This window comes from Mycolicibacter senuensis, assembly GCF_003284925.1.
GTDB classification, from domain to species: Bacteria; Actinomycetota; Actinomycetes; order Mycobacteriales; family Mycobacteriaceae; genus Mycobacterium; species Mycobacterium algericum_A.
In genome coordinates this window covers 1-21,307 of the sequence record NZ_QMEX01000018.1, presented here as the reverse complement: position 1 = coordinate 21,307, position 21,307 = coordinate 1, and the positions used below count along the sequence as shown (strand labels likewise).

Sequence of the window (21,307 nt, the reverse complement as noted above, 5' to 3'; positions counted from 1 at the left end):
CCGGGTCCGGTCGGCCAGCCGCCGCGAGTGAGCGCGCCCAAGGTGCCGGTGTTGATCACCGTCACCGGCGTGGATCAGCCGGGCGTGACGTCAGCGCTCTTCGAGGTGCTCTCGCAGTACCCGGTCGAGCTGCTCAATGTCGAACAGGTCGTGGTCCGCGGCCGGCTGACGCTGGGTGTGCTGGTGTCGGCGCCACCGGAGGTGGCTGACGGAACGAGGTTGGCCACCGAGGTCACCGCTGCCATCCACGGCGTCGGGCTGGATGTCACGATCCGACGCGGCGATGACGCCCCGATCATCGCCGTGCCGTCCACGCACCGGATCGTGGTGCTGGGACGGCCGGTAGGGCCCGCTGCGCTGGGAGCACTCGCCCGTGAGATCGCCGAGATCGATGCCAATATCGACATGATCCGGGGCGTCTCGGATTACCCGGTGACGGGCCTGGAACTGCGGGTATCGGTGCCGGCCGGCGCCGCGGGCCGGTTGCAGTCGGCGCTGAGCCAGGTCGCCGCGCAGCAGCGGGTCGACGTGGCATTCCAAGATGCCAGCCTGTCGCGCCGGACCAAACGGCTGATCGTCTTCGACGTCGACTCCACCCTGATCCAGGGCGAGGTCATCGAAATGCTGGCCGCCCGCGCCGGCGCCGGCGACGCGGTCGCGGCGATCACCGAGGCCGCGATGCGCGGCGAACTCGATTTCGCCGAGTCGCTGCATCACCGGGTGGCCACCCTGGCGGGCCTGCCCGCCGATGTCATCCACGAGGTGTCCGAGCAGATCGAGCTCACCCCGGGCGCACGCACCACGTTGCGCACGCTGCGCCGGCTCGGTTTCAAGTGTGGGGTCGTCTCCGGCGGCTTCCAGCAGGTGATCGCACCCCTGGCCGACGAACTGAAGCTGGACTTCGTGGCCGCCAACGAGTTGGAGATCGTCGACGGCACGCTCACCGGCCGGGTGATCGGGCCGGTGGTGGATCGGGCCGGCAAAGCCGATGCGCTGCGGGAGTTCGCCGAGAAGGCCGGCGTACCGCTGGAGCAGACCGTCGCGGTCGGCGACGGCGCCAACGACATCGACATGCTGGCCGCCGCCGGGTTGGGTGTGGCGTTCAACGCCAAACCGGCGTTGCGCGAGGTCGCCGATGCCTCGTTGAGCTATCCGTATCTGGACACGGTGCTGTTCCTGTTGGGCGTCACCCGCGCCGAGATCGAGGCGGCCGACGCCCACGACGGCGTGCTGCGCCGCGTTGAGATCCCGCCGGGGTAGCCGGCCGGCTCAGAACAACGCACCGACGATGATCAGCGGCAGCAGGCCGAGGTCGGCGGCCAGCGGAATGCCGATGGCGTCGAGCAGGTTGCCGTCGGCGAATTCGGAGGCGAAGATCTCGTAGTTGTACTCGGGCAGGGTGAACAACACTGCGCTGAGCATGTCCAGCGGCGGAATGCCGGTGTGCGGCGGGAAGGTCTCGAAGAGATCCGGCCAGGTGGTGGGCACCATGGACAGCACCGAGAATTGGCTGCCCGGAATGAAATCCGCCTCGTTGACCAACTGCTGGGCCCAGGCCGGCAGCGAGTAGACGTAGTTGTCCGGGTCGGCCAACCGGGCGAAGAAGTCGGTGATCCCCTGTTGGACCCCGTCGGCGAGCGCTTGCGGAACCTGTTGCAGCACGTGCGCGTCCGGCAGGAAACCCAGTCCGGTGGGGACGTCGGCGAAGCCGGGACTCCAGCCGTTGTCGATGTTGCCGTAGCCCAGGTTCACCAGCACCCGCAGTGCCGGCTGCAGCAGGTCGACCAGCGGGTTGCCGATGAACGGCAACAGTTGTAGCGGGGCCAGCAGCGGAAGTGTCTCCGCCGGGATCATGTAGTAGTCGGTCAGCACGTCCGGGCCCGAGACCGGCAGCAACACCGCGTCGGCGATCTGCTCGGGCGTGAGCCCCAGGTAAGTGCTGTGCTGGAAGAGGATTCCCATCACGGCGTTGAGCACCGACAGGAAGTTGATCGGGTACTGCGGGAAGGAGGCGAACCCGTCGTACTCGTGGGTGTAGACGTCGGCCGGGAACAGCGTCGTCGGTTGGGCGCCGCTGAACGTCAGGCCCAGGCTGGGGATGGTCGGGTTCGTCCCGAGCGGCAGATCGAACCGGGCCAGCATGCCGCCGTTGGGAACGGTCTCATCGCCGAGCAGCACGAAGTGGACGTAGTCGCTCGGCACGCCCTGGTCGGCGAGTTGCTGCATCAGCAGTGCGGACATCACCGCGCTTTGCGACCAGCCGAACACCACCACCGGGTTGTCGGCGTCGACGTGGCCACCGGCGATCTGTTCGAGGATCGCCGCTTCGAGGACCTCGTTGCCCTGTACCAGTGACCGGTCCAGGGTCTCGCCGAACGGGCCCAGGAACGGGTACAGCCCCTGGGGTGTGGTCAGGATCTCGGTGGTGCCGGTGAAGCCGTGCGGGGCCAGGTACAACTCGTTGACGAGATCGGCGTAGGCCTGGCTCGGAGTCGAGATGCCGCTGGGGCCCAGGATCAGCGCCGTACCGCCGCCCAGCGAGGAGGCGAGCCGAACCGGCTGCAGCTCGGCGGCGGTCCCCGGCGGGGCGGGGGAGCTGAGCAGGCAGGCACCGGTGAAGATGGCCGCGACCGCGCCGGAACCACGAACCATGGGACCCCCTGAACGGTAGCCGAGGCACAAGTATGTGCTTACTGTGATGCAAGTTACAACATCCCGCCGCCGCTTCCGGCCAAGCCGGCTTTTTGCGTGCTCCCGGGCCCACCGGCACCCCGGTCGGTCGCCGAGGGAGCCGGGTACGGCACCATAGGGCCGTGCCCGACACCGGACGCCCCGGCCCCCGCGCAGCGGCCGATCAAGACCTGTTGATCCACTTCGAGGGGATTTCGCTGCGCCGTGACGGCCGAACCATGGTGGGTCCGCTGGACTGGTCGGTCGAACTCGACGAACGCTGGGTGATCATCGGGCCGAACGGGGCCGGCAAGACGTCGCTGCTGCGGATCGCCGCTGCCACCGAACATCCGTCCTCCGGAGTCGCCTTCGTGCTCGGTGAACAGCTCGGGCGGGTCGACACCACCGAGCTGCGCGCCCGGGTGGGCCTGAGTTCAGCGGCGCTGGCCCAGCGGATACCGGACAACGAAACGGTCCTCGACCTGGTCATCTCGGCGGGCTACGCGGTGCTGGGGCGGTGGCGGGAGCGTTACGACGCCGTCGACCACGATCGTGCGATCGACCTGCTGGAAAGTCTCGGTGCCGAGCACCTGACCGACCGCACCTACGGCACTTTGAGCGAAGGTGAGCGCAAGCGGGTGCTGATCGCCCGCGCGCTGATGACCGATCCGGAGCTGCTGCTGCTCGACGAACCGGCCGCGGGCCTCGACCTGGGCGGGCGTGAGGAACTGGTGGCGCGGTTGGCCGATCTGGCCGCCGACCCCGACGCCCCGGCAATCGTGCTGGTCACCCATCACGTCGAGGAGATTCCGATCGGATTCAGTCACTGCCTGCTGCTGGCCGAGGGTCGCACCGTCGCCGCCGGTCTGCTCAGCGATGTGCTGACCGCCGAGAATCTGTCGGCCGCGTTCGGTCAGTCGATCTCCCTGGACGTCATCGACGGGCGGTACTTCGCCCGCCGGACCCGCAGCCGGGCAGCGCATCGGAGGCGGGCATGAGCGCGCCGCAGCCGCCGCCGCTACCGACACGACCAGCCGCCACGGTGATGCTGGTGCGCAACGGGGAGAGCGGACGCGGACCGCTGGAGGTGTTCTTGATGCGCCGCCACGCCGCGATGGAGTTCGCCGCCGGCGTGATGGTATTTCCCGGCGGCGGGGTCGACGAGCGGGATCGCAGTGCGGAGGTCGGCTGGTTCGGGCCGGAGCCGGCCTGGTGGGCGCAGCGCTTCGGCGTCGAGATCGATCTGGCGGCGGCGCTGGTGTGCGCGGCGGTGCGGGAGACGTTCGAGGAGTCCGGCGTGCTCTTCGCCGGGCCCGCCGATGACTCGCGTCGCGTGGTCGCCGATGCGTCGGTATACGCCGATGCCCGCCGCGCGTTGACTGCCGGTGAGTTGTCGTTCGCCGACTTCCTGCGCAGCGAGAACCTGGTGCTGCACGCCGAGTTGTTGCGGCCGTGGGCGAACTGGGTGACACCGGAGGCCGAGCGCACCCGGCGCTACGACACCTACTTCTTCGTGGCCGCACTGCCGCGCGGGCAGCGCGCCGACGGCGAGAACACCGAGTCCGATCGGGCCGGCTGGCGCACCCCGGAAGCCGCGATCGAAGATTTCGCGGCCGGACGCAGCTTCTTGCTGCCGCCGACCTGGACCCAACTCGATTCGCTGGCCGGCCGCAGCGTCGAGGATGTGCTGGCGCTGGAACGCGAGATCGTGGTGACGCAGCCGGGGCTGGCGCGTGTCGGGGACAATTGGCAGATCGAATTCTTCAACTCGGAGCGATACAACGCGGCGCGCGGCAAACGGTGGCCCGGATGAGCGAATTCGTTTCCGTGCACACCGCATCGGATGCCCCCGGGGTTGCCACCCTGGTGCTGTCGCGTCCGCCGACCAACGCCTTGACCCGGCAGCTCTACCGGGAGATCACCGAGGCCACCGTGGAGGTGTCGGCTCGTGACGATATCGCCGCGGTGGTGTTGTTCGGCGGGCACGAGATCTTCTGCGCCGGCGACGACGTGCCCGAGCTGCGCACCCTGATCGCCGCCGAGGCGGAGCAGTTCGGCCGCATCCGCCGTGAAGCCGTGCAGGCCGTGGCGACCATCGGCAAGCCGACGGTCGCGGCGGTCACCGGCTACGCGCTGGGCAGCGGCTTGGCGCTGGCGCTGGCCGCGGACTGGCGGATCAGCGGCGACAACGCCAAGTTCGGCGCGACCGAGATTCTGGCCGGCCTCGTTCCCGAGGTGGCCGGCCTGGACCGGCTGGCCCACACCATCGGCGCGAGCCGCGCCAAGGAACTGGCGTACAGCGGACGGTTCTTCGACGCCGAAGAGGCGCTGGCGCTGGGCGTGGTCGAGGACATGGTGGCCCCCGATGGCGTCTATGACGCGGCGATCAAATGGGCCGGACGCTTCGTCGACACCCCGTCGCAGGCATTGGCCGCGATCAAATCCGCGATCGACGGCCACTCCGGCGTGTCCTAGCCCCGAGCATCGATGTGAGCTGAGTCACATCCAGCGCGAGGGTGGCGGCTGCGAGTACCCAAATTCCGGACGGGTTCGCCGCGCTTTTCGGGCTTCAGCGTGCGCCGTGCGCCTCCGCGGAAAATGGTCCGCTTTCATGTTACTATCAGCCAACATTTAAGTTGCGCGGAAGCAGTCCGCGGTGTCGCCGATAGGAAACGTCAATGCAGCAAGGTGTCACCCGCCCCTGGATCGCCGGCGCCGTCGCGCTCGTCAGCGCGAGCGCCGTGGCGGCGGCTCCGGTGGTCAATCCGGTCGCGGCGCCGCTGACCATCCCCAGCGCGGCCGAGATACTGCTCGCCGCTCAGGACATCACGCTCGACCTGGTGCGCCACGGTGAGTCGGTGGACAACGCCGAGGACGTGCTGGGCACCATCCCGCCCGGCGCAGCACTGACGGCGCTCGGGCAGCAGCAGGCGGCCGACGTCGCACCCGGGATCCAGGCGGCGTTCCCGGACGGGATCGAAGGCATCTACGCCTCGGAGTTTCTCCGTGCCCAGGACACCGCGCAGCCGCTGGCCGACCTGCTGAACATGGACATCACCACGTTGCCCGGGCTCAACGAACTTCACGGCGGCTTTCTGGAAGGCCAGTCGCTCGACGTCTTCGCCCAGATCGGCTACATCTTCGCTCCGGTCATGTGGATCATGGGGCAGTACTGGATGCCGCAACTGGGGTCGACGATCGATGTCAACGGCGTGGTGTTCAACGACCGCGTCAGTGACGCGATCGAGGCCATCTACAGCAACACCATCTCCGACCCGGACAGCCCGATGACGAGCGTGGCGTTCGCGCACGCCGGGACCATTGCGATCTGGACGCTGATGAACGTCAAGAACCCGGATCTCTGGCTGGTCATCAATGAGGGGATCAAGACCCTCAGTCCGTTGGCCAACGCCGCTCAGGTGGTCATCGAGGGCAACCCGACTGACGGCTGGACGCTGGTCAGCTGGGATGGCCACGAGGTGTCGGCCACCCCGGACCTGCTCACCGGCTTGTTCGTCGACTGGCGGGATCTGACCACGGCGCCGCAGATCGCCACCTGGCACATCCTGGAGGCGATCCAGGGCGGCGATCAGGCCGAGATCGCCGCCGCGCTGGAGACCGGGTTCGATCAAGTCGTCGCGGCGATCAGTGCGTTCCCGCAGGCCGTGATCGATACGTTCACCGACGCCTTCGGCGCCTAGCGGCACCGAGCGCAAATTTCGACCCGCTTAAGCATTGACATAGGTAAATTGACGGGTTAACTTCAGCAACACGATTGCGCTACGCATCGGAGCGTAATGGATGTGATGGACTCGCTGAAGGAGAAGGTCATGCGCCAAACCCGCCCGTGGATCACCGCAGGAGTCGCGCTCGTCGGCGCCGGCATGGTGGCCACCGCCCCGGTCGTCCCGATCGCTGGACCGCTGCCGGCCATCGCCGCGCCCGACATCGAGCTGACCGCCGTCGACATGGTGCTCGACCTGGTGCGGCACGGCCAGTCCGAAGACAATGTGGCCGGCATCATCGGGACGCTGCCCCCGGGCGCGCCGATCACGGCCGAAGGCGCCGAGCAGGCCGCCTTCCTCGCCGACCCCGCCAACCCGCAGCACCTGGCCGACCCGGGCTTCTACGACGGGATCTACGCGTCGGGGTTCCTGCGTCCTCAGGAGACCGCCGCTGAGTGGCTGGCGGCAGCCGGTGCGCCGGATCACCCGGTGTCGATTCTGTCGGGGCTCAACGAACTCAACGCCGGCTTTCTCGAGGGCAGCTCGCAGGACAATCAGCTGATGGCGATGCTGTACCTGGTGGGCCCGCTGTCGTGGATCTTCGGCCAGTACTGGGTGCCGCAGCTGGGCTCGACGATCGACCCCAACGGCATGGCGTTCCAGGACCGGTTCGGCGACGCCGTCGAGCAGATCTATACCAACGGCGCCACCGACGCCGACGGCGGCTTCAGCAGCGTGGCGTTCTCGCATGCCGCGTCGATCTCCACCTGGGTGATGATGAACGTGAAGAACCCGGACTTCGAGCTCTATTTCCAGTCGCTGCTGCAAGGCATTCTGCCCAACACCGGCCAGGTCGTGATCGAGGGCAACCCGACCGACGGCTGGACACTGGTCAGCTGGAACGGAACCGAGGTGGCGGAGAACCCGGGACTGCTCACCGGGCTGTTCGTGGACTTCCGCGACCTGATGGTCGCGCCGCAGATGGCCGGCTGGCACATCTGGGAGGCTATTCTGGGTGGCGACCCCGCCGACATCACCGCCGCGCTGCAGACCGGCTTCAACGATGTGTTGGCCGCGGTCACGGCGTTCCCGCAGGCGGTGATCGACACCATCACCGGAGCGATGGACGACACCGCCGGTGGCAGCGCAGCCGACGCGCTGGGCGACGCCCTGGCTTCCTTGGCGGGCTGAGGCACACGAGTACGGGCGCAGCGGTAACCCGCTGCGCCCGTACTCGTATCAGGGCGGCCTGAACGGAGCTATCGAATTCGCCATGCATTGGCGTTGCTGAGCTCATCGAAACGTGACTAACGTGAGAGCGGTCACATCGTTAACTTCGGGGGAGGCTTAACATGCTGCAACTAATCGGTTACCGGTGGGCCAGTGTGGGCATCGCCTTGGCCGGCGCCGGGATCATCACAGCTACGCCGGTGGCGCCGCCGCCTTCCGCACACGCCTTCGACGTCGCCTTGACCGCCGAGGACATCACCCTGGATCTGGTGCGGCACGGGCAATCGACCGACGATCTCGACAACATTCTCGGCACGATGCCGCCCGGCGCCCATCTCACCGCGCTGGGCGAGCAGCAGGCGCACGACGTCGCCGCCGCGATCCAGCAGGCGTTCCCGGGCGGGATCGCCGGCATCTATGCCTCGGAGCTGGTCCGGACCCAGGAGACCATGGCGGCGCTGGCCGGACTGCCCGGGATGCCGGACGTGCAGGTGCTGCCGGATCTCAACGAGATCCCCGCCGGCCTCTTCGAAGGGCACCCCCGTGACCTGATCACCGAAGCCAACTTCTTCTTGCCGATGGCCTCGTGGATCCTGGGCAACCTCTTGGTCTCGGAGCCCGGCACCAACTACAACGGGGTGGTGTTCGACGATCAGGTCGACCAGGCCGTCCAGACGATGTACGAGAACACCGTTGCCGGTGACGGTCCCACGACCGCGGTGGCGTCTTCCAGCGGCGGTGTTATCGCCATCTGGATTCTGATGAACGTCAAGAACCCGGATGTCTGGCCGATTCTGCAGACCGTGCTCGAAAACGGCGGTCCGCCCCCCAACGGTGGCCAGGCCGTCCTCGAGGGCAACCCCATCGACGGGTGGACGCTGGTCAGCTGGGACGGCATAGCGGTGTCTGCGACCCCGGACCTGTTCACCGGGTTGTTCGTCGACTTCCGTGATCTGATCACCGCGCCGCAGATCGCGCTGTGGCACCTGTGGGAGGCCATCCAGGGCGGCGACTCGGCCGACATCACCGCCGCACTGCAGACCGGCTTCAACGACGTGGTCGCGGCGTTCACCGGCTTCCCGCAGGCGGTGATCGACACCGTCACCGCAGCCATGGGCGACGCCGCCGGCGGCAGCGCCGCGGACACCGGTGACGTCATCGGCGACGCGCTGGCGACCCTGGCGGGCTGAACCGCAGGCGGCGGGCCCCGGCGTGGCGGTGACCTCGCTGCGCCCGACTTCGCAGGCCCGGCAACCACGCTTTAGGCTGACCTATCATGAGCACGGACCCGACGCCGAACCCGCACGCCACCGCAGCACAGGTGGAGGCCGCCCGGCATGACAGCAAGCTCGCCCAGGTGCTGTATCACGACTGGGAAGCCGAGCAGTACGACGACAAGTGGTCGATCTCTTACGACGAGCGTTGCATCGACTATGCGCGCGGCCGCTTCGACGTGATCGTGCCCGCATCCGAACGGTCGGGGCCGGAGCCGCTGTACGACCGGGCCCTGGAATTGGGTTGTGGCACCGGGTTCTTCCTGCTCAACCTGATGCAGTCCGGCGTGGCGCGGCGCGGATCGGTGACCGACCTGTCGCCGGGCATGGTCAAGGTCGCCACCCGCAACGGCAAGAACCTCGGCCTGGACGTCGACGGCCGAGTCGCCGATGCCGAGGGCATTCCCTACGAGGACAACACCTTCGACCTGGTTGTCGGCCACGCGGTGCTGCACCACATTCCCGACGTGGAGCTGTCGCTGCGCGAGGTGGTCCGGGTGCTCAAGCCCGGCGGCCGCTTCGTCTTCGCCGGGGAGCCCACCACGGTCGGCAACTTCTACGCGCGCCGGCTGGCCGACCTGACCTGGAAGACCACGGTCGCCGCGATGAAGCTGCCCGGGATGGGCTCCTGGCGCCGGCCGCAGGAAGAACTCGACGAGAACTCGCGGGCGGCGGCCCTGGAATGGATCGTGGACCTGCACACCTTCGAACCGCGGGATTTGGAGCGGATGGCGGCCAACGCCGGGGCGGTGCAGGTGAGTACCGCCAGCGAAGAGTTCACCGCCGCCATGCTGGGCTGGCCGGTGCGAACCTTCGAGTCGACCGTGCCCCCGGGCAAACTCGGCTGGGGGTGGGCGAGGTTCGCGTTCCGCAGCTGGACGACGCTGAGCTGGGTGGACGCCAACGTGCTGCGCCGGGTGGTGCCGAAGGGCTGGTTCTACAACGTGATGGTCACCGGGGTCAAACCGTCCTGAGTGCCGGCTTCTGCTTCGAAGCCGACGACGTCGGTTACCTGAGTTCGGCGGCCGGCAACGCCGACCTTGCCGAGGTCTCCGGGTTCGCGCTGACCGACGTCACCCGCGTCGCCGACACCGCCGCGCTGCGGTCCCGGTTCGGCGACCGGACACCCGCCCTGGTCGAGACCACCCTGCTGCGCCGTCGGGCGGCGGCCAAGCTGGCCGAGCTGCCGGCGACATCGCAGTGGCTGTTCAGCGACGAGGCGCTGCAGCAGGCCAGCGCCGCAGCGGTGGCGCGGCACCGGGCGAACCGGATCAGCACCGCGGCGCCGGATGCCGTCGTGCACGACGTGACCTGCTCGATCGGCACCGAACTGGCAGCGCTGACGGAGCTGACCGATCGGGTGCTGGGCGGCGATCTCGATCCGGTGCGGCTGGCGATGGCGCGGCACAACCTGGGCGGGATAGCCCTGGTCCGCGCCGACGCCCTGACGCCGGTCACCCGCGACGCGGTGGTGCTGGCCGACCCGGGCCGTCGCGGCGGTGGGCGCCGCCGCTTCGACCCGGCCGACTATCAGCCCGCCCTGGATCGGTTGCTGGAGGTCTACGCAGGGCGAGACCTGGTTGTAAAGGCTGCTCCCGGAATCGATTTCGACAAAATCTGGATGCTCGGGTTTCAGGGCGAGATCGAGATCACCTCGTGGCGGGACTCGGTACGCGAGGCCTGCCTGTGGTCGCCCGGGCTGGCCGCGCCCGGCGTTCGTCGCCGCGCCACGATCCTGGACCGTGGCGAGCAACTCACCGACGTCGACCCGGATGACTGCGACGTGCGGCCGGCGGGCCGCTGGATTATCGACCCGGACGGCGCGGTGGTGCGGGCCGGCCTGGTCCGCCAGTACGCAACCCGCCACGGGCTGTGGCAGCTCGATCCCGACATCGCCTACCTGTCCGGCGACCGGTTGCCGGACGGGATACGCGGATTCGAGGTGCTCGAAGAACTGTCCTACAGCGAGAAACGTCTTCGTCAGGCGCTGGTCGCACACGACTGCGGCGCACTGGAGATCCTGGTGCGCGGCGTCCGTGACGTGCAGGCCGATCCCGACGGGCTACGGCGCCGGCTGCGGTTGCGCGGCCGGCTGCGGCTATCGGTGGTGATCACCCGGATCGGGTCGGGGACTGCGGCTCGGCCGATTGCGTTCGTCTGCCAGCCGTCGCGCTGACTGGCCCGGTAGGCTGTCGACTTCGGGCCATTCCTGCTTGCCGCGGCAAGTCGACACAAAGCGAGACGAACCGAACAATGCGCATTCTGGTGGCCGCCCTGTTGGCGGGCGGGGCGGTGGGCGGTTGGCTGGGCATGGCGAATATGCCGTCGGCGCGGGCGACCTCGTCCTGTGCCGAACTGGGCGGGACGCTGGAGTCCGGGCAGCTGTGCCACGTCCACGCCTCGACCGCCAATTACACGCTGGACATGAAGTTTCCGACCGATTACCCCGATCAGCAGACGCTGACCGACTACCTGGTGCAGAACCGTGACGGGTTTCTGACGGTGGCCAAGTCGCCGGGCTCGCGGGACATGCCCTACGAGATGGACGCCATCTCCGAACAGCACCGTTCCGGCCAGCCGCCCAAGGGCACGCAGAGCGTCGTGCTGAAGATCTTCCAGGATCTCGGCGGCCCACAGCCCTCCACCTGGTACCAGTCCTTCAACTACGACCTGGCGGCGCGCAAGCCGATCACCTTCGACACGCTGTTCGCGCCGGGCAGCAAGCCGCTGGAGACGATCTTTCCGGTGGTGCAACGAGACCTCGAGCGCCAGACCGGGGTGCCGGCGATCCTGATCTCCTCGGGTTCGGGGCTGGACCCCGCGCATTACCAGAACTTCGCCATCACCAACGACGAGGTGATCTTCTACTTCGCGCCCGGCGAACTGCTGCCGATGAGCGCCGGCGCCACCTCGGTGAAGGTGCCGCGCACCGCATTACCGGCGCTGGCGATCTGAGCGGTCCCTACACCGGGGCGAAGCTGAAGACCTGACCGGCACTGGTGGTGACCACCACCCGCTGGTCGCGGCCCACCGACACCCCGAGCGGGAAGCCGCGCGATTCGGGCAGTGGATAGCTGTTGACGCTGTGGCCGTCGTCGGGGTCGAACACCAGCAGTGACAAACCGGCCGGGCCGACGCTGGTGCCGGCGGCAACGGTGTACCCGACTTTTCCGGCCAGGCTCGACGACGACAGCGGCGTGACATCGTCACGGCGCCACACCTGCTCGGCGTAGTCACCGCGATCGGCGAAGGCGACCAGTTCGGTCTCCGGCCCGCCGCCCGCCACGATCAGCCCGCCGGGGGTCACCGCCGGCGGTGTCTGGGCCAGGAACTTCAGCGGCACCGACCATCTCGCCTTGCCGTCGGCCGCGTTGATCGCCCACAGCCGCTGGTCGCGTCCGTTGACGTAGGCGGTGGCACCGTCGGCGGACAGCACCGGGCTGGCCAGCACCCCGGCGGCGACGGCGTCGCTGGTCCACTCCTGGGTGAGCAGCGGAGTGCCGCCCGGGTGGTACTTGATGCCGACGAGTCCGGACTCGTCGGCGCCCGGCTGCCACAGGCTCACCACCACGGTGTTGCTCGCCGCCGAGAAGGCGGGTGCGGCCGCGACCGGGCAGTCCGGGCGGGCGGCGGCACAGTCGGCCAATCCGCGGCGGAAATCGGTCGGGTCGACGCCGTCCACCAGATCCAGCGGGGTGCCGACGACGGCTCCGCGGTGGGCGTCGAACACCAACACCTGGCCCAGGTGGGTCACCACCAGCAACAGACCGTCACCGAGAATCCGCGGCGTCGAGGGCATCCCGATCACCGGGGCACGCCAGCGAATCCACTGGGTCGGCGGAAACGACAACATCGCCCCCGGCTGGCCGACGTAGACGTTGTCGAAGCCGTCGATGAGCGGACCGAAGAATCCACCGCCCTGATGCAGCCGGGTGCACCAGCGCTGCCTGCCGTGCTCGGCGTTCTCCCACTGCATCAGCGAACACCCGTCCTCGGTCTGCGCGTTGAGCACCAGCCAGCCGTGAGCACCCAGCGCGGGCCCGGCGCCCAACTCGCCCTTGACCGAGCGGGACCAGTCCAACTGCAGGTCGGTGGCCCCCGCGGTGGCGGTGTTGCTGCTGTTGGCGGCGTCGGCGTACTGGGCGGGCCAGCCCGCTGCCGGAGAAGCCTCCACCCACGAGTCGGTGTTGGCGCAACCGCCCAGCGCCGGTGTTGCCGCCATCACCGCTGCCAGGATGGTCGCCAGGGCACCACGTCGCCGCAACACAGTGGCAATCCCCAATCCCTGGTGAACGAGTCCAGGTGAGGGTAGCGCGTGAGCCGAACCACCTCGCGTAGGCTTTCCGGCCATGACGACCATGTGGGGTGCTCCGATCCACAAGCGCTGGCGCGGTTCGCGCCTGCGGGATCCGCGCCAGGCCAAGTTCCTGACGCTGGCCTCGCTGCGCTGGGTGCTGGCCAACCGGGCCTACACGCCGTGGTATCTGGTGCGCTACTGGCGGTTGCTGAAGTTCAAGCTCGCCAACCCGCACATCATCACCCGCGGCATGGTTTTCCTCGGCAAGGGCGTGGAGATCCAGGCCACCCCGGAGATGTCCTACATGGAGATCGGCCGCTGGGTGCACATCGGCGACAAGAACACCATCCGCGCCCACGAAGGCTCGCTGCGCTTCGGTGACAAGGTGGTGCTGGGCCGCGACAACGTCATCAACACCTATCTCGACATCGAGCTCGGGGACTCGGTGCTGATGGCCGACTGGTGCTACGTCTGCGACTTCGACCACAAGATGGACGACATCAACGTGCCGATCAAGGACCAGGGCATCGTCAAGAGCCCGGTGCGGATCGGGCCGGACACCTGGATCGCCGCCAAGGTCACCATCCTGCGCGAGACCAGCATCGGCCGCGGCTGCGTGCTCGGTGCCCACGCGGTGGTCAAGGGTGTCATCCCGGACTACTCGATCGCCGTGGGAGCGCCGGCCAAGGTGGTCAAGAACCGCAAGCTGGCGTGGGAGACCTCGGCTGCCGAGCGGGCCGAGCTGGCCGCCGCCCTAGCAGACATCGAACGCAAGAAGGCGGCGCGCTGACGCTCGGCCGATCCGGCGGGATCGCCACGGCTTAGCGGCCGTGGGAGCTCGCCCGCGGCCGGCTTCGCCGGCTCCGGGGCCCGCTGCCGGGGCCGGTGCCTACCCTCGCCCGGCAGGTACCGTGGATGCGGAAGCGCACGCAGCAAACCCGAAGTAATGGAGGGATTTTGCAGACTTCCGCGACGATCACAGCAGAGCGGACCTCGGAAAAGCACCGGAATCAGGACAAGGGCTATATCGCATTACTCGGTTGGAGTTTGAACGCCATCGACGCGGTGGACCGTTTTGACCGTCGATACGTGGTCGTGGCACCGGACTGGGCCGAAGAATACTGCCGACAACACGAGATTCCGTATATCGCCTGGAATTTCGAGCGGCTCAATGAGCGATCGATGGAGATCGCCGAAACGCTCAAGGAGCGCGGCGTCGACGTCGCGATCCCGCTCTTCGAGGAGACCGTCGAATGGGCGGGGGCCATCAACTCCGTCCTGCTGGACAATCCGCGGCTGCTCGGCCAAGCCATGCTGTTGCGGGACAAATCGCTGATGAAGCGTCGTGCTCAACTGGGCGGTATCCGGGTCGGCATCTTCGAGGAGGCGCACGACCGCGACGACGTCATCCGATTCCTCAAGCGGGTCAACCAGACGTTGCTCAAACTCGACGGCGACCCGAATGATCCCATCCATTTCAAGGCCTTCGACAAGGCCGGCTGTCTCGGGCACCGGGTGATTCGCGCCCCCGACGACATCGACTCGATTCCGGAAGAGGAGTTCCCGGCGCTGATGGAATCGCATCTCGACGGCTGGGAGTTCGCCGTCGAAGCGTGGGTCCACAATGGAAAGATCCGCTTTCTCAACATTTCGGAATATGTCACGCTCGGCTATTCGGTGTTCGTGCCGGCATCGCCGGAATTGGAACGCTACCGTCCCCAGATCACCGCTCAGATCGAGAAATTGATCAAGACGTTCGACATCGATTTCGGCTTCGTCCACCCCGAGTACTTCGTCACCAGTGACGGGGAGATGTACTTCGGTGAGGTCGCCTACCGGCCGCCGGGCTTCAAGGTCTTCGAACTGTTGGAGCGCGTCTACGGGTTCAACGGCTACCAGGGCCTGGTGCTGGCGTTCGATCCGAAGACCACCGAGGACGAACTCGAGCAGTTCTTCCCGCGTGAAATCGTCGACGCCGACGGGCATGCGGGCTGTTTCGGGGTCTATCCACGCCGCCGCGTGGTCAGCACGCTCGCGATCCCCGAGGAGACCGAGGATCACCGATACTTCGAATCGCACGAACTCACGGCACCGCTCGAAGAGACTGTCACCAAGCGCACCGCATTCGGCACTCACTGGGGTCTGGTCTACTTCTTCGGTGAGGATCCGTATGAGATGCGGCGGTTGCTCAAGCGACAAGAAGAGCTCGACTTCTACGTCTGACGCGGCGGCAACGCACGTGAGGAACCCGTTGTGATTGGGAATTCACCCGAGGGCCGGACGAACGGCGAGGCAGCGACCCTGCAAAGCCGCCTGAGCAGGCTCGATGACGCGACCACGGCGCTGGCGGAGGCCGGCACGGTGGGCAAGCCCGAGCGGCTGCGCCGCGTCCTGGACGGGCTGCGGCTGGTGCTGTTGCAACCGGGCGGTTATGCCGCGGTACAGGCCCGCAGCGCGGCCTTGGAGGAGGCCGGGTTGTTCCTCGGCACGGACTGGGCGTCGCCGCGCACCCTGCTGCCGGTGCTGACCACCGGTTCCTTGCGTAGCACCAACCCGGACACCGTGGTGCTCGAGGCGGTCAACGAACTGCGTCTGCTGGCGGTCGCCAACGGCGACTACGTTCATCCGCTCATCACCGCGGAACAGGCGCGCCATCATCTCGCGCAGGTGTTGGCGATGAACCTGTCGTTGCTGCTGACTCCGCCGACCGAGGCGGAGCGCGAAGTGCAGGGCCGGATGGCGGGGCTGACCCGGGGACTGTTCGGTTATCTGGTCGACGAGATCGGTTATGAGGGCGTGCTCGACCGGTTGGTCGACGAAATCTGGCGGATCCTGCGGCAGCGGCCCATCCAGGTCGACCAGATCAAGGCGATGATCACCCAGATCTCGATCGTGCGCGCCGATCCGGGCATCGACCTCGGCAGCGGTGCGGTGGGAACCGACCGGCTGATCACCAGCTTGTACGGCACCACCGACGGCTGCCGCGAGGATCCCGGGGTACAGGTGTATCGCAGCCGGCTGGAATCCATGGACGAACCGACGCTGCAGTACGAGGCCGCCGGTTTCGCGCGGTCGATGCACGACACCGGCTTGGTGTCGCCCTATCACGCGGTGCTGCTGCGTTTCCTGCTGGAGAAGAGCGATTACCTGATCGCCGAGGCGCTGGGCCTGTCCAGCACCGGTCGCGACAGCCTGCTGTGCTTCCACGACCTGGTGCACAGCCTGATCTCGGGCGCCGTGCACGTCGAGACGGCGCAGTGCATCTACGGGCTGGCACTGTTGCTGGAACGCGGCATCCTCTACCAGCCGCCGGTCGCACCGTCGCTGTGGCGCCAACTGGCGCTGCCGATCTCCAAACAGTCCCGCCAGCGGCTCACCCAGGTGTTCGGGCCGGCGCAGGATCCGCACACCTGGCTGCTGGCCGGGACGTTGTCGATGCTCGGGCTGCCGCTGGGCGTCGGGCAGGGCGACAACCCGACCTGCCAGGCGGCGCGTGCCCTGTCGATGTGGTCCTACAACGATCCCGATTATCTGCTGCAGACCATCGCATGGGCAGCGCGCGATGACGAGATCGTCATGCACTTCGAGGGGCAGCCGATCTCCTCGAGCGACAGCGGGGAGGGAGTGGCCCCGCAGCTGCCCGTCGACCTCGACCCGGTGTCGTTGCTGGTGGTGCCGCACCTGGATCGCATCTATGCGGAGATGTTCCGGCGTTGTGTCGGTCGCGACGGCGACCCGCACCGATGGGTCAACCCCGAGTTCCACGGCTGGTGGTCGGGGCGGGGCTTTCGCATCAACGTCGATGTCGAGACCGGCAATCTGGTTGACCTGGACGGGTTTCTGCGCCACTTCTACGCCGCCTACCACCCGTTCTACAACGGCAACCAACCGCTGATCCACCCGCAGCCGGCCGGCATCGCCGTGACCGACAGCTCCGCGCGCTTCGTGGGATGGCATGCGATCACGGTGTTGCGGGTGAGCCTGGACCCCGAGGGCACCATGCGCGTCTACTTCTACAACCCCAACAACGACAGCGGACAGGACTGGGGCGACGGCGTGGTCGTGAGCACGGCCGGACATGGTGAACGCTTCGGCGAGGCGTCGCTGCCGTTCGATCAGTTCGCGTCGCGGCTCTACATCTTCCACTTCGATCCGCTGGAACCCGGCGAGCGGGCCGCCGTCACCCAGACCGAATTGGATCGGGTACTGGGATACATCCAGCGCAGCTGGGGTGCCGACCGGCTCGGAGCGGCTGCGTCCCGGGCCTGAGGAGTCGGGCGCCAGCTATCAGCTTTCCAGCTCGGGCAGCACCCGCTCGACCAGCAGTCGCAGGCTCTCCCACCCCTCCTCGAGCGGCAGGCCACCGATCAGCGGATGCAGGGTCACCCCGGTGCGTCCGTCGCGGCACTGCGCGATGAGCTCGTCCGGTGTCAACACCTCCACCGTGCCGGCCGCGCGCAGTTCGGCGACGGTACCCGCCGGACCTTCGTTGGGGCGCGGCACGTCCGGCACGGCCCAGGAGCTGTATTCGCGTGCTTCGTTGAGGAAGAAGTCACCGCAGCGGGCCCACGTACGGTCGGGATCGGTGCTCAGATGCGTGACGGTGTTGCCGTTCTGGGGGCTGAAGACAAACCCCTGCTTGCCGTTTCGCGTCAACTCGGCGTGATAGACCGCGTCGAGCTCGGGCATCGGCATCGGCGGTGAGAACGGCAATCCGAACCGGGCCGCGCGCCGGGCCGCCGCGACGCTCATGCCGCCGACGAACAACACCGGGTGCGGGCGGGTGTACGGCTTGGGTGTCACATCGATCAATCGGCCGTTGAACCGGAACGGATCGTCGCCCCACGCCTGTAACAACACCGTCAAGCACTCGTCCATCAGCCGTCCGCGTCGCCGGAAATCCTTTCCGACGGCATGGTATTCGACTGGACGATAGCCGACTCCGGTCACATAACTGACGCGTCCGGTGGACAGCTGATCGAGCACCGCGATGTCTTCGGCGAGGCGCACCGGGTCGTAGAGCGGCACCAGCAGTGCTCCGACGCTGATCCGGATCCGCTGTGTGCTGCCGGCGACGGCGGCGGCCATCAGCAGCGGGGAGGGCAACCAGCCGGTTGCCGCGAGGTGATGCTCTTCGCAGCCGACCGCGGTCACCCCGTGGGCATCGGCGTAGGACGCCATCTCCAGTGCCGCCCGGTAACGCTGGGCGTGCCCGGCGCCGGGAATACTGGTCATGTTCAGGCGCAGGGCGCTCAATAGCGGCATGGGACGGACCGGTCACCTCCTCCGGCGTTACGGTAGCGCACAACATGATCACTCAAAGGATTGCGCCGCTGCCGACTTCGACTGCCGTTCGCTGGGAGGTGCGCTGATGGCCGGGCCGCCCGACCAGCAGGTGCTTGCGGCGTTGGTGGCCCTGCGCGACGGTGCCCCCGATGCACCGCCGCCGGCGGTCGGTGACGTCATGACCCGCCGGCGCAACGCCGGGCACATGTTCAACCAGGTGTTGGCGTCGCAACCGCCGATCACCGGCGTTGAGCTCCAAGAGTTCTCGCTGATATACGAGGGCGGCGCGCTCGGGCTTCGATGGTATCGGTGCTCGGGCGTTGAACAGCCGGGAAGCGCGGTGCTGTATCTGCACGGCGGCGGGATGATCCTGGGCTGGGAACACCTCGGTGGGCTCTACGATGCGGCCGTGCGTGGCTATGTCGCCACATCGGGGGTGCCGATGCTGGTCGTGGATTACCGGGTCGCCCCGGAATTCCCGCATCCGGTGCCACTGCAGGACTGTTATGCGGCGCTACGCTGGCTGGCCGACCACGCCGGCGAACTGGGCGTGGACGCCGCCCGATTGGCCGTGATGGGCGACAGTGCCGGCGGGGGTCTGGCGGCGGGGGTGTGCCTGCTGGCCCGCGACCGCGGCGGGCCGTCGATCGCCGCGCAGTTGCTGATCTACCCGATGCTCGACGACCGGACCCGGGCTGGCGGCCCAACGGATGCTTCGCTGCTCACCTGGAGCTACGCCGACAACGCGACCGGTTGGGGTGCCCTGCTCAGTGGTGGCGCCGCCGACGGCTACGCCGCGCCGGCCCGGGCCGAGGATTTGGCCGGGTTGCCGCCGGCCTACCTCGACGTGGGCGGATTGGACATCTTTGCGCAGGAGGACGTCGGATACGCGCAGCGGTTGCTGGCGGCGGGAGTGCCCGTCGAGTTGCACGTGTACCCGGGCTGCCCGCACGCGTTCGACCTGCTGGTGCCCGATGCCGATGTGTCGCAACGGGTTATCGCCCACCGGCTGCGGTATCTGGCTTCGCTGTAGGGAATGGATTGACATCGGAATCGCCGCCGCGACAAGCGCTTAGAACTCGCGGATGCGGTCTTCGGGCGAACGGACGCCGGCGGGCATCGACGGCCACCAGATGCGGTCGCCGATCAGGGTGAACAGCGCCGGGATGACCAGGGTGCGGACCACGAAGGTGTCCAGCAGGATGCCGACGCCCACGATGATGCCCAGTTGGGTCAGCACGATCAGCGGCAGCACACCGAGCACGCAGAACACCGCGGCCAGCACGATTCCCGCGCTGGTGATCACCCCACCGGTGGCGGCGACCGCGGCCACCATGCCCGCACGGGTGCCCTGCCCGGCGGTCTCCTCCCGGGCGCGGGTCACCAGGAAGATGGTGTAGTCGACACCGAGGGCGACCAGGAACAAAAACGCGAACAGCGGCGTGCCGTTGTCGAGCGCGGGGAAACCGAACAGGTGAATACTGGCCCAGCCGCCCAGGCCCAGTGCGGCCAGCGCGCTGAGCACGGTCGCGGCGACCAGCACCGGTGGGGCGAGCGCGGCGCGCAGCAGCACGTAGAGCACCACCAGTACCACTGCCAGGATCGCCGGGATCAGCACCTGACGGTCGCGGTCGGCGGCGTCACGGATGTCGAGCGCCTGGGCATCGGCGCCGCCGACCAGCGCCCCGGCGTCGGCGGCGCGGACCGAATCCCGCAGCGCCGTAACGGTGTCGAATGCCCGGGCCGTGGACGGCGCGGCGTCGATCACCACCGACCATCGGGTCAAACCGGCCGGCGACAGCCCGGTGGGAGCCGCCGACGTCACCCCGGGGACCCCGGTGATGGCCGCTCGCAGCGGTGCGGTGCGGGCGGTGGAACCGATGACGACCGTCGGGTCGGATGCCCCGCCGGGGAAATGCTCCGCCAGCGTCTCAAAGCCGGTCACCGAGTCGGCGCGGACCCGGAACTGCTCGGTCTGCGACAGCCCGATCCGGGTACCGAGCAGCCCGGTGGTCAAGACCGCCAGCAGCACCACCGCTACCGCGCAGACCGGGACTGGCCGGCGGCCCACCGCCTCGGCGATCCGCCGCCAGCCGGTGGCGGCCGGGCCGTCGCCGATGCGGGGAATGAACGGCCAGAAGACGTTGCGCCCGCACAATGCCAGCAGCGGGGGAAGTACGAGCAGCACGAACACCGCCGCCACCACCAGCCCGCAGGCCGCGCAGATCCCCAGGCTGCGGGTGCTGGGAGTACTCGCCGCGATCAGGGTCAGTAGAGCCAGTACCACGGTGGCGTTGCTGGCAACGATCGCCGGGCCGGCGGCACGCACCGCGGCGCGCAGCGCAACACGGTGATCGGGCGCCCGCCGCAGCTCTTCGCGATACCGGGAGATCAGCAACAGCGCGTAGTTGGTGCCGGCGCCGAACACCAGCACGCTGGTGATCCCGGACGTCGAGCCGTCGAAGCTCACCCCGGCCGCCTCGGCGATCACCCCGCCCGCCACGGTGGCGACCCGATCGGCGAACGCGACGGCCAGCAGCGGCAACAGCCACAGCACCGGTGAGCGGTAGGTGACGATCAACAGCACGGCGACCACCAGGGCGGTCACCGCCAGCAGTGTGACATTCGCGCCGGAGAAGGCGTCGGCGATATCGGCGCCGAAGGCCGGACCACCGGTGACGTGGGCGGTGAGCGGACCGGGCAGCCCGTCGCTGACCGCCGACCGCAGCGCCTGTACCGCGTCACGCAGCTCGAAGCCCGACAGCGAGCTGCTGAGCTGCACGGTGGCGATCGCGGCGTGGCCGTCGGCGGAGACCGGCACCGGG

18 protein-coding genes are annotated in these 21,307 nt (G+C 68.2%); 14 read left to right on the top strand and 4 right to left on the bottom strand.

Annotation, left to right across the window (positions count from 1 at the left end):
- Positions 1–27 precede the first annotated feature (27 nt).
- The gene (serB, locus tag DQP56_RS07670) at positions 28–1,260 is read left to right on the top strand and encodes a phosphoserine phosphatase SerB (protein ID WP_112684360.1); all 1,233 of its coding nucleotides are present in this window, start codon (positions 28–30) and stop codon (positions 1,258–1,260) included.
- 9 nt (positions 1,261–1,269) lie between these two features.
- On the opposite strand, the gene DQP56_RS07665 is transcribed toward serB, so the two are convergent.
- Positions 1,270–2,652, bottom strand: coding sequence for a PE-PPE domain-containing protein (locus DQP56_RS07665; protein ID WP_112684359.1), 1,383 nt, complete (start codon positions 2,650–2,652; stop codon positions 1,270–1,272).
- A 161-nt stretch (positions 2,653–2,813) separates the two neighbouring features.
- Between DQP56_RS07665 and DQP56_RS07660 the strand changes: the two genes are divergently transcribed.
- From DQP56_RS07660 to DQP56_RS07620, 9 genes are all read left to right on the top strand, one after another.
- Positions 2,814–3,668: an ABC transporter ATP-binding protein gene (locus DQP56_RS07660; protein WP_112684358.1), complete on the top strand. Its 855-nt coding sequence runs from the start codon at positions 2,814–2,816 to the stop codon at positions 3,666–3,668.
- Positions 3,665–4,483 carry an NUDIX hydrolase gene (locus tag DQP56_RS07655; protein ID WP_112684357.1) on the top strand — a complete coding sequence of 273 codons (819 nt, stop codon included), beginning with the start codon at positions 3,665–3,667 and terminating at the stop codon, positions 4,481–4,483. Before DQP56_RS07660 ends, DQP56_RS07655 begins: the two co-directional genes overlap by 4 nt.
- A complete protein-coding gene (locus DQP56_RS07650) occupies positions 4,480–5,145 on the top strand; it encodes an enoyl-CoA hydratase (RefSeq protein ID WP_112684387.1) in 666 nt (221 codons plus the stop codon). Before DQP56_RS07655 ends, DQP56_RS07650 begins: the two co-directional genes overlap by 4 nt.
- A 203-nt stretch (positions 5,146–5,348) precedes the next feature.
- Positions 5,349–6,371 (top strand): histidine phosphatase family protein, encoded by a 1,023-nt coding sequence (locus DQP56_RS07645; protein WP_112684356.1) that lies wholly within the window; start codon positions 5,349–5,351, stop codon positions 6,369–6,371.
- A 129-nt stretch (positions 6,372–6,500) separates the two neighbouring features.
- On the top strand, positions 6,501–7,586 hold the full coding sequence (locus tag DQP56_RS07640; protein ID WP_112684386.1) for a histidine phosphatase family protein: 1,086 nt from the start codon (positions 6,501–6,503) through the stop codon (positions 7,584–7,586).
- 161 nt (positions 7,587–7,747) lie between these two features.
- Positions 7,748–8,815, top strand: coding sequence for a histidine phosphatase family protein (locus DQP56_RS07635; protein ID WP_165824933.1), 1,068 nt, complete (start codon positions 7,748–7,750; stop codon positions 8,813–8,815).
- Positions 8,816–8,901: 86 nt separating this feature from the next.
- Positions 8,902–9,873: a class I SAM-dependent methyltransferase gene (locus tag DQP56_RS07630; RefSeq protein WP_112684355.1), complete on the top strand. Its 972-nt coding sequence runs from the start codon at positions 8,902–8,904 to the stop codon at positions 9,871–9,873.
- Complete coding sequence (locus DQP56_RS07625) at positions 9,870–11,075, top strand: THUMP-like domain-containing protein (protein ID WP_112684384.1); 1,206 nt, start codon at positions 9,870–9,872, stop codon at positions 11,073–11,075. The genes DQP56_RS07630 and DQP56_RS07625 overlap by 4 nt, the downstream gene beginning before the upstream one ends.
- Positions 11,076–11,152: 77 nt before the next feature.
- Positions 11,153–11,854 (top strand): esterase, encoded by a 702-nt coding sequence (locus DQP56_RS07620; RefSeq protein ID WP_112684354.1) that lies wholly within the window; start codon positions 11,153–11,155, stop codon positions 11,852–11,854.
- A gap of 7 nt (positions 11,855–11,861) precedes the next feature.
- Here DQP56_RS07620 and DQP56_RS07615 read toward each other — a convergent pair whose 3' ends face one another.
- The gene (locus tag DQP56_RS07615) at positions 11,862–13,121 is read right to left on the bottom strand and encodes an outer membrane protein assembly factor BamB (protein WP_112684383.1); all 1,260 of its coding nucleotides are present in this window, start codon (positions 13,119–13,121) and stop codon (positions 11,862–11,864) included.
- A 127-nt stretch (positions 13,122–13,248) separates the two neighbouring features.
- Between DQP56_RS07615 and DQP56_RS07610 the strand changes: the two genes are divergently transcribed.
- The 3 genes from DQP56_RS07610 (at position 13,249) to DQP56_RS07600 (ending at position 17,465) form a co-directional block, all read left to right on the top strand.
- Positions 13,249–13,986 carry an acyltransferase gene (locus DQP56_RS07610; RefSeq protein ID WP_013829687.1) on the top strand — a complete coding sequence of 246 codons (738 nt, stop codon included), beginning with the start codon at positions 13,249–13,251 and terminating at the stop codon, positions 13,984–13,986.
- A gap of 299 nt (positions 13,987–14,285) precedes the next feature.
- A complete protein-coding gene (locus tag DQP56_RS07605) occupies positions 14,286–15,419 on the top strand; it encodes an ATP-grasp domain-containing protein (protein ID WP_234825547.1) in 1,134 nt (377 codons plus the stop codon).
- 30 nt (positions 15,420–15,449) lie between these two features.
- Entirely contained in the window at positions 15,450–17,465 is a 2,016-nt protein-coding gene (locus DQP56_RS07600; protein ID WP_234825546.1) for a hypothetical protein, read from the top strand.
- A gap of 18 nt (positions 17,466–17,483) precedes the next feature.
- On the opposite strand, the gene DQP56_RS07595 is transcribed toward DQP56_RS07600, so the two are convergent.
- A complete protein-coding gene (locus DQP56_RS07595) occupies positions 17,484–18,461 on the bottom strand; it encodes an LLM class flavin-dependent oxidoreductase (RefSeq protein WP_112684353.1) in 978 nt (325 codons plus the stop codon).
- A gap of 106 nt (positions 18,462–18,567) precedes the next feature.
- Here DQP56_RS07595 and DQP56_RS07590 point away from each other — a divergent pair, with 106 nt between their 5' ends.
- Positions 18,568–19,515: an alpha/beta hydrolase gene (locus DQP56_RS07590; protein WP_112684352.1), complete on the top strand. Its 948-nt coding sequence runs from the start codon at positions 18,568–18,570 to the stop codon at positions 19,513–19,515.
- A 39-nt stretch (positions 19,516–19,554) separates the two neighbouring features.
- Here DQP56_RS07590 and DQP56_RS07585 read toward each other — a convergent pair.
- Positions 19,555–21,307: MMPL family transporter (locus DQP56_RS07585; protein WP_112684351.1), on the bottom strand; the 1,753-nt coding region annotated here is incomplete at its 5' end.

Excerpts from the sequence above, each read along its gene's own strand:
- DQP56_RS07665 (WP_112684359.1), bottom strand. The coding sequence starts at position 2,652 with ATGGTTCGTGGTTCCGGCGCGGTCGCGGCCATCTTCACCGGTGCCTGC.
- DQP56_RS07655 (WP_112684357.1), top strand. The coding sequence starts at position 3,665 with ATGAGCGCGCCGCAGCCGCCGCCGCTACCGACACGACCAGCCGCCACG.
- DQP56_RS07650 (WP_112684387.1), top strand. The coding sequence starts at position 4,480 with ATGAGCGAATTCGTTTCCGTGCACACCGCATCGGATGCCCCCGGGGTT.
- DQP56_RS07645 (WP_112684356.1), top strand. The coding sequence starts at position 5,349 with ATGCAGCAAGGTGTCACCCGCCCCTGGATCGCCGGCGCCGTCGCGCTC.
- DQP56_RS07640 (WP_112684386.1), top strand. The coding sequence starts at position 6,501 with ATGCGCCAAACCCGCCCGTGGATCACCGCAGGAGTCGCGCTCGTCGGC.
- DQP56_RS07635 (WP_165824933.1), top strand. The coding sequence starts at position 7,748 with ATGCTGCAACTAATCGGTTACCGGTGGGCCAGTGTGGGCATCGCCTTG.
- DQP56_RS07630 (WP_112684355.1), top strand. The coding sequence starts at position 8,902 with ATGAGCACGGACCCGACGCCGAACCCGCACGCCACCGCAGCACAGGTG.
- DQP56_RS07620 (WP_112684354.1), top strand. The coding sequence starts at position 11,153 with ATGCGCATTCTGGTGGCCGCCCTGTTGGCGGGCGGGGCGGTGGGCGGT.
- DQP56_RS07615 (WP_112684383.1), bottom strand. The coding sequence starts at position 13,121 with ATGGCGGCAACACCGGCGCTGGGCGGTTGCGCCAACACCGACTCGTGG.
- DQP56_RS07610 (WP_013829687.1), top strand. The coding sequence starts at position 13,249 with ATGACGACCATGTGGGGTGCTCCGATCCACAAGCGCTGGCGCGGTTCG.
- DQP56_RS07595 (WP_112684353.1), bottom strand. The coding sequence starts at position 18,461 with ATGCCGCTATTGAGCGCCCTGCGCCTGAACATGACCAGTATTCCCGGC.
- DQP56_RS07590 (WP_112684352.1), top strand. The coding sequence starts at position 18,568 with ATGGCCGGGCCGCCCGACCAGCAGGTGCTTGCGGCGTTGGTGGCCCTG.